The sequence below is a fragment of the Arthrobacter sp. SPT-J7 genome (genome assembly GCF_059089965.1).
In genome coordinates, this window is sequence record NZ_JBNHFF010000180.1 from 1 (window position 1) to 6,913 (window position 6,913).

Genomic DNA, 6,913 nt, shown 5'->3' on the forward strand with positions numbered 1-6,913 from the left:
CCTTCGTGGTGCCGTAAGCAATGCAACAGGACCAGCAGCAGTGCAACAGGACCGGCAGGACGTATGCCGGTAAGGAAGTTGGAACAATGAAGTTCGGTAAGCAGCCCGCCCCCGTCGCGGACATCAACGAGGACGACCTTGAAGTCCACAAGCCCAAGACCGAGGCCGCCGGGGTCAAGGCCGTGATGGTGGCCCTGGAGCGTGCCGTCGCGCAGGCCGGGGTGGCCCGCACCGCCCAGTCGCTGCTGCGGTTGAACCAGCGCGGCGGGTTTGACTGCCCGGGCTGCGCCTGGCCGGAATCGGACAAGAAGCGCAAGGCCGCCGAGTTCTGCGAGAATGGGGCCAAGGCGGTGGCTGAGGAGAACACCCTGCGGACCGTGGGTGCCGAGTTCTGGGCCAAGCACTCCATCAAGGAGCTGTCGGAGAAGACGGAGTACTGGCTGGGCAACCAGGGCCGGCTCAGCGAACCGGTGGTGATCCGGGAAGGTGATACCCACTACTCCCCGATCTCCTGGGCTGAGGCATTCAAGCTGGTCGGCGAGCACGTGCGGGCCACCACGGCAGACCGGTGCGTTTTCTACACCTCCGGGCGGACCGCGAACGAGACCGCGTTCATGTACCAGCTCTACGCCCGGGCCATCGGCACCAACAACTTGCCGGACTGCTCCAACATGTGCCACGAGTCCTCCGGATCGGCCCTGAACCCCACGATCGGCATCGGCAAGGGCACCGTGTCCCTGGACGACATCCACGATTCCGAACTGATCTTTGTCGTCGGCCAAAACCCCGGCACCAACCACCCCCGCATGCTGTCGGCGCTGAAGGAATGCAAGGACAAGGGCGGCAAGGTGGTGGCCGTGAACCCGCTGCCCGAGGCCGGGCTGTTCAACTTCAAGGACCCGCAGACCGTCTCCGGCGTCATCGGCGGCGGCACCCCGCTGGCCGATGAATACCTGCAGATCAAAGTCGGCGGTGATCTTGCCCTGTTCCAGGCGCTCGGCCACCTGCTTCTGGAAGCCGAAGAAGCCAATCCGGGGACCGTCGTTGACCATTCCTTCATCGGGGCCCAGACGGACGGGTTTCACGCGTACCGTCAGGCGCGCAAGGAACTGGACTGGGCCGAAACGGAAAAGGCCACCGGCCTGTCCCGGGAACAAATCGAGACTGTTGCCGGCATGCTCATCCGCTCAAAGGCCACCATCTTCTGCTGGGCGCTGGGCGTGACGCAACAGCCGCACTCGGTGGACACCATCAAGGAGATGGTCAACGTCCTGCTCCTGCAGGGCAATTTCGGCAAGCCCGGCGCCGGCGCCTGCCCCGTCCGCGGGCACTCCAACGTACAGGGCGACCGGACCATGGGCATCTGGGAAAAGCCGAAGGAAGGGCTCCTGGAAGCGTTGGACAACGAGTTCAAAATCAAGTCCCCCCGCCACCACGGCTACGACGCTGTGGAGGCCATGGAGGCCTTCGAACGCGACGAAGTGGACGTGTTCGTGTCCATGGGCGGCAACTTCTCCCTCGCCTGCTCGGACACCGAAACCCTCGAAGCCGGGATGCAGCGGATCGGGCTGACCGTGCACATCTCCACCAAACCCAACCGCTCCCACATCGTCCACGGCCGCACCTCCCTGATCCTGCCTACCCTCGGCCGCACGGACAAGGACGACAAACACCCCAAAGGCGCCCAGTTTCTCTCCGTCGAGGACTCCATGTCCGTGGTCCACTCCACCCAGGGCCGCCTCACCCCGGTCTCCGAGCACCTGCTCGCCGAACCGGTCATCGTCGCCCGGATGGCTGAGGCGACCTTCGGCCCCGAGCACCCGGTGGACTGGAAAGCCATGGCCGAGGACTACGACGTCATCAGGGACCACATCGAACGCGTCCTGCCCGGCTTCGAGGACTTTAACGCCCGGGTCCGGACCAAAAACGGGTTTGTGCTGCCCAACCCGCCACGGGACACCCGCTCCTTCGCTACCGACATCGGCCGCGGCCGCTTCACTGTCAGCCCGCTGGAGTACCTCACCCCGCCGGACGGGCACCTGGTCCTCCAGACCATCCGCAGCCACGACCAGTACAACACCACCTACTACGGCCTGGACGACCGCTACCGCGGCATCTCCGGCGGCCGGCGCGTCATCCTCATCCACCCCGAAGACCTCACGGAACTCGGGTACCAGGACCGCGACCTCGTGGACGTCATCAGCACCTTCGGAGGCCAAGACCGCAAAGCCGACAAGTTCCGCCTCGTGGCCTACCCCACCGCCAAAGGTTGCGCCGCCGCCTACTTCCCCGAAGCCAACGTCCTGGTCCACAAGGAAAACGTTGCCCGCGAATCCAACACCCCCGGCTTCAAAGCCATGTTCGTCCGCTTCGTCCCGCACGTTGCCGAAACGGCCGGTCTGGTTCCATCCGAAGAACTGCAGCCCGCCGCAGCCGGATAGACCCTCCCACGGACCCTCAGGGAGGGCATGACGACGGCCACTTGCGGCACGTGCCGACGTTCGCCGTCGTCTTTTGGTTTCCTTGGAACGTTCTGCCCCGGTCCGCTGCCTACACGGGGTTGTTGCCGTTCGGCTGCGCCTCGGGATCCAGGTCCTTGCCGTAGCCAGTGGCCGAGGCCAGGCCTGCCACCTGCTGCCCGGCATTGGTCTGTCCGGGCGTAAAACCGGGGTCTGGCCTGTCTTGGGGCTCCCCCTCGGACTCCGGCGCCACATCCTGCCGCAGGTGTTCGTCCAAAGGAATATTCTTGTAAACCTCTTTATCAGCCATTCCAACAGCCAAGCACCAGCGGCGGCAGAGGGCAAGGGTTGCGTGCCGGTTTCGCGCCCGACATGGAAATGGCTGACACCGGCATTTCAGGGATTTGCACTTCGTGCCGTCTTGCGGGCACGTGAAAAACCGGGGGCCGCCTGTTCGGCGACCCCCGGTTCAGCCAACCCCTGCTAGCCGCGGAGGCGTTCCATGGCGGGGTCGAAGAGCGGCTCGGCGGTCACGGTAGCTGCAACGCGATGACCGAAGTACTCGATTTCCACCGCGTCTCCAACATCGACGGTGGCGGGCAGCCATGCGTAAGCGATCGGCTTGCGGACCGAGTAGCCGTACGCAGCGCTGGTGACGTAGCCCGCAGCGATGCCGTTGACGTACACGGGTTCCTTGCCCAGCACAATGGAAGTTCCGTCGTCGACCGTAAGGCAACGCAGCGCCCGCGAGGCAGGCTGCTCCTTACGTTCCACCAGGGCTTCGGCGCCCACGAAACCGGTCTTGTCCTTGGCAACGGAGAAGCCCAGGCCGCACTCGTACGGGTGGTGCTCGGACGTCATGTCCGTACCCCACAGCCGGTAGCCCTTCTCCAGTCGCATGCTGTTGAAGGCACCGCGACCGGCGGCGACGATGCCGTGTTCCCGGCCGGCCTCGAACAGCAGGTCCCACAGCTTCAGTCCGTACTCGGCGGTGGTGTAGAGCTCCCAGCCGAGTTCGCCCACGTAGGAGAGCCGCATGGCCGTCACCGGGATCCCGCCCACGGAGATTTCCTTGGTCCGGAAGTACTTAAGGCCGTCATTGGTGAGGTCGTCGGAGCTGACCTTGCCGATCACCTCGCGGGCCAGCGGCCCCCACAGCCCGATACAACAGGTGCTGCCGGTGATGTCTGAGACGTGCACCCACTGGGCGGGATCGGCGGCCGACTGCTTACGGGCTTCAACGCGCAGGTAGTCGTAGTCAACGTTGCTGTTGACACCCAGCTGGAAGTTTTCCTCTTCCAAGCGGGCGATGGTCACGTCGCTGCGGATGCCGCCGTCGCGCTCCAGGAGCAGGCAATAGGTGACCGCTCCCGGCTTCTTGGCAATGTTGCCGGTGCTGAGCCGGTGCAGCAGTGCCTGCGCACCGGGGCCCACAACGGAGAGCCGCTTGAGCGGTGTCATGTCGTAAAGCCCGACGGCGGTGCGGGTTCTCCACGCCTCGGCCGCCGAGATGGGGGACGAGAACATGCCGGCCCACTCCTCGCGCTCCGGCGCCCGCCATTCGGCCGGGAGCTCCTCCAGCAGGCCACGGTTGGCCTCGAACCAGTGCGGCCGCTCCCAGCCTGCGGATTCGAGGAAGAGCGCCCCGAGTTCTTTTTGGCGCACGTTGAACGGGCTCACGCGCAGGTCCCGCGGGGATTCCCTGGGCTGGAGCGGGTGCAGGATGTCGTAAATCTCCACGAAGTTCTGCTGCGACGTCTCGCTAACGTAGGCGTCGGAGGTCTGGACCTTCTCGAAGCGGGTCAGCTCGCAGCCGTGCAGGTCAGTGCGTGACCGGCCTTCCACAAGGAGCTCTGCCATTGCCTTGGCCACGCCGGCCGAGTGCGTGACCCAGACGGCTTCGGCCACGAACAGGCCTTCGACGTCGGGCGCCTCGCCCATGAGCGGGCCGCCGTCAGGGGTGAAGGAGAAGATGCCGTTGAAGCCGTCCTGAATCTCTGAGTTGCGCAGCGCCGGCAGCAGGTCCTGGCTGTCCTCCCACGCGGGCAGGAAGTCTTCCAGGGTGAACTCCAGGCGGGAGGGCATGCGGTGGTCCGACATTTCCTCTGCGGGAACCTTCGGCAGGGCGGACATGTCCACCGGCATGGGGCGGTGGGCGTAGCTGCCGATGCCGATGCGGTCGCCCCATTCGCGGTAGTACAGGTCCTTGTCCTGGTAGCGCAGGATGGGCTTGCTGGCGCCCTTGGGGAGCTCGTTGACGCCCTCGAGTTCGGGCAGCGGGGTGCTGATGGCGTACTGGTGCGCCAGCGGCAGCAGCGGCACCTCCAGGCCCACCATCTTGCCCAGTTCACGGCCCCAGAAACCTGCACATGAAACCACGATGTCCGCCGGGATCAATCCGTTGTTGGTTTCGACGCCGGTCACCTTGCCGCCCTCCTGGGCGATGCCGCTCACCGTGGTGGAGCCGACGAAGGTCACGCCACGCTCGCTGGAGCGCTCCATCAGCAGCTGTACTGCACGGGCGGCGTGGGCCAGGCCGTCCGTGGGGATGAGCAGGCCGCCCAGGACTTCGCGGCCGCCGGTGAGCTTGCCGGTGTTCAGAAGGGGGTAGATCTTTTCGCATTCGTCGGCGTCGACGATCCGGCTTTCGACACCCCAGGAGGTCATCACGCCCATCTTGCGCTTAAGGTCAGCCAGGCGCTCGGGGGTGGTTGCAAGCTCCAGGCCGCCCACCTGGCTGAAGCAGGACTGGCCGTCCTTGCTTAGGGCGAGCAACTTGTTGACGGTGTACGTGGCGAATTCGGTCATTGTCCGGGACTGGTTGTTTTGGAACACCAGACCCGGCGCGTGCGAGGTGGAGCCACCGGCAAGTTCCAACGGACCCTGTTCCACCACTGTGATGTTGGTCCAGCCGCGGGTGGCGAGTTCATCGGCAAGGTTGGTTCCGACAATGCCGGCGCCGATGATGACAACGCGAGGTGATGCGCTCATGAAATGTTTCTCCTGGTCTCGCGTTAGCGGAATACGACGGTGCGGGTTTTGTTGAGCAGGACCCGGTGCTGGCAGTGCCACTTCACGGCCCGTGCCAGAGCTTGGGTTTCGGCGTCCCTGCCGACCGTTACCAGGGCATCGGCGTCCAGGCTGTGGTCAACCCGGAAGACTTCCTGCTCGATGATCGGCCCTTCGTCCAGGTCGGCGGTCACATAGTGGGCGGTAGCACCGACCAGCTTTACGCCGCGGTCGTAGGCCTGGTGGTAGGGCTTGGCGCCCTTGAACCCGGGCAGGAACGAGTGATGGATATTGATGGCACGGCCGCGCAGGTTTCCGCAGAGTTCGTTGGAGAGCACCTGCATGTAGCGGGCCAGGACCACGAGGTCCGCGTCGTACTCCTCCACGAGTTCCAGCAGCCGGGCCTCGGCCTCAGGCTTGGTTTCGGCGGTGACCGGGACGTGGATGAAGGTCAGTCCTGCAGCCTCGGCCATGGGACGAAGGGTTTCGTGGTTGGAAACCACGACTGCGATTTCCGCACCCAGGCTGCCGGCCTGCCACCGGAAGATCAGGTCGTTGAGGCAGTGCCCGAACTTCGAGACCATTACCAGCAGCCGCTGGGGCCTGCCGTCATGAATGGTGAAGTTCATTCCGAAGTCCTCGCCAATGGGCTGGAACGCTTCCGTCAGGACCTCAACGGTTTCCTCAACGTCAGACTCTGCCGGCGCTCCTGCCGTGAAGGCGGTGCGGAGGTAGAGGTTGCCGCTGACGTGGTCGTCGAACTGCTGGTGCTCCACGATGTCGAAGCCGCGGTCAGCCAGGAACGTCGTTACTGCCCTGACGATGCCTGGCTTGTCCGGGCAGGACAGGGTCAGGACGAACTGGGCATTGCGGGTTATGGCCGTTGCGGACGCGGCGCCCGCTGCGGCAGTGGCATTGCCGGGCGAAACGCTCTCAAGAAGTATGGTCACGGGGAGCTCCTAAGATGAAGATTTGGTTTTGGTGGAAACAACAGGCGTTTGGCCCGTGGTGGAATCGGTGGAGGACGTGGGACCGGCCGTTGCGGAACCACCCGGGCAGGGGCTGTCCTCTGAACAGCGGTCACCACATTCGTGTTTCGTGACCAGGTCGAACTGGGCCCCGCCGTGCTGATCCACGCCAGCGCGGATGGCCCGTTCGACAACCGAGTCGGCCAACCGCCGCCGGAGGGACAATGGATCGCGGCGCAGGTCCCGAACCAGGGCGAAGCACAACAGCAGCATGACCAGGACGAACGGCAGTGCCGCCACGATGGTGATGCGCTGCAGGCCTGCCAATGCTTCCGACGGTTTATCGCCGCCGGCCAGCAGCAGGACAGCTGCTACCGCGCCGGTGAGGAGGCCCCAGAAGATCACCAGGCCGCGCTTTGGATCTGACGAACCGTTGGAGCTCAGCGATGACATCACCAGGGAGGCCGAATCCGCACC

Annotated in this window: 5 protein-coding genes; 1 reads left to right on the forward strand and 4 read right to left on the reverse strand. The window is 64.9% G+C overall.

All coding sequences use genetic code 11. The annotated features are described in order from the left end of the window. Positions 1–86 precede the first annotated feature (86 nt). Positions 87–2,441, forward strand: a complete 2,355-nt coding sequence (locus AC5RWX_RS28555) for an FdhF/YdeP family oxidoreductase (protein WP_494099613.1) — start codon at positions 87–89, stop codon at positions 2,439–2,441. Positions 2,442–2,550: 109 nt separating this feature from the next. Here the strand turns inward: AC5RWX_RS28555 and AC5RWX_RS28560 are convergent, their stop codons facing one another. From AC5RWX_RS28560 to AC5RWX_RS28575, 4 genes are all read right to left on the reverse strand, one after another. Further along, the gene (locus tag AC5RWX_RS28560) at positions 2,551–2,769 is read right to left on the reverse strand and encodes a hypothetical protein (protein WP_494099614.1); all 219 of its coding nucleotides are present in this window, start codon (positions 2,767–2,769) and stop codon (positions 2,551–2,553) included. Between the two features lie 173 nt (positions 2,770–2,942). After that, a complete protein-coding gene (locus AC5RWX_RS28565; RefSeq protein WP_494099615.1) occupies positions 2,943–5,450 on the reverse strand; it encodes a GcvT family protein in 2,508 nt (835 codons plus the stop codon). A 23-nt stretch (positions 5,451–5,473) separates the two neighbouring features. Then, complete coding sequence (purU, locus tag AC5RWX_RS28570; RefSeq protein ID WP_494099616.1) at positions 5,474–6,418, reverse strand: formyltetrahydrofolate deformylase; 945 nt, start codon at positions 6,416–6,418, stop codon at positions 5,474–5,476. 9 nt (positions 6,419–6,427) lie between these two features. Beyond that, on the reverse strand, positions 6,428–6,913 hold a 486-nt coding region (locus AC5RWX_RS28575; protein WP_494099617.1), incomplete at its 5' end, for a BCCT family transporter.

Bases quoted from the DNA above. Each gene is read 5' to 3' on its own strand.
- AC5RWX_RS28555 (WP_494099613.1), top strand. From the start codon at position 87: ATGAAGTTCGGTAAGCAGCCCGCCCCCGTCGCGGACATCAACGAGGAC.
- AC5RWX_RS28560 (WP_494099614.1), bottom strand. From the start codon at position 2,769: ATGGCTGATAAAGAGGTTTACAAGAATATTCCTTTGGACGAACACCTG.
- AC5RWX_RS28565 (WP_494099615.1), bottom strand. From the start codon at position 5,450: ATGAGCGCATCACCTCGCGTTGTCATCATCGGCGCCGGCATTGTCGGA.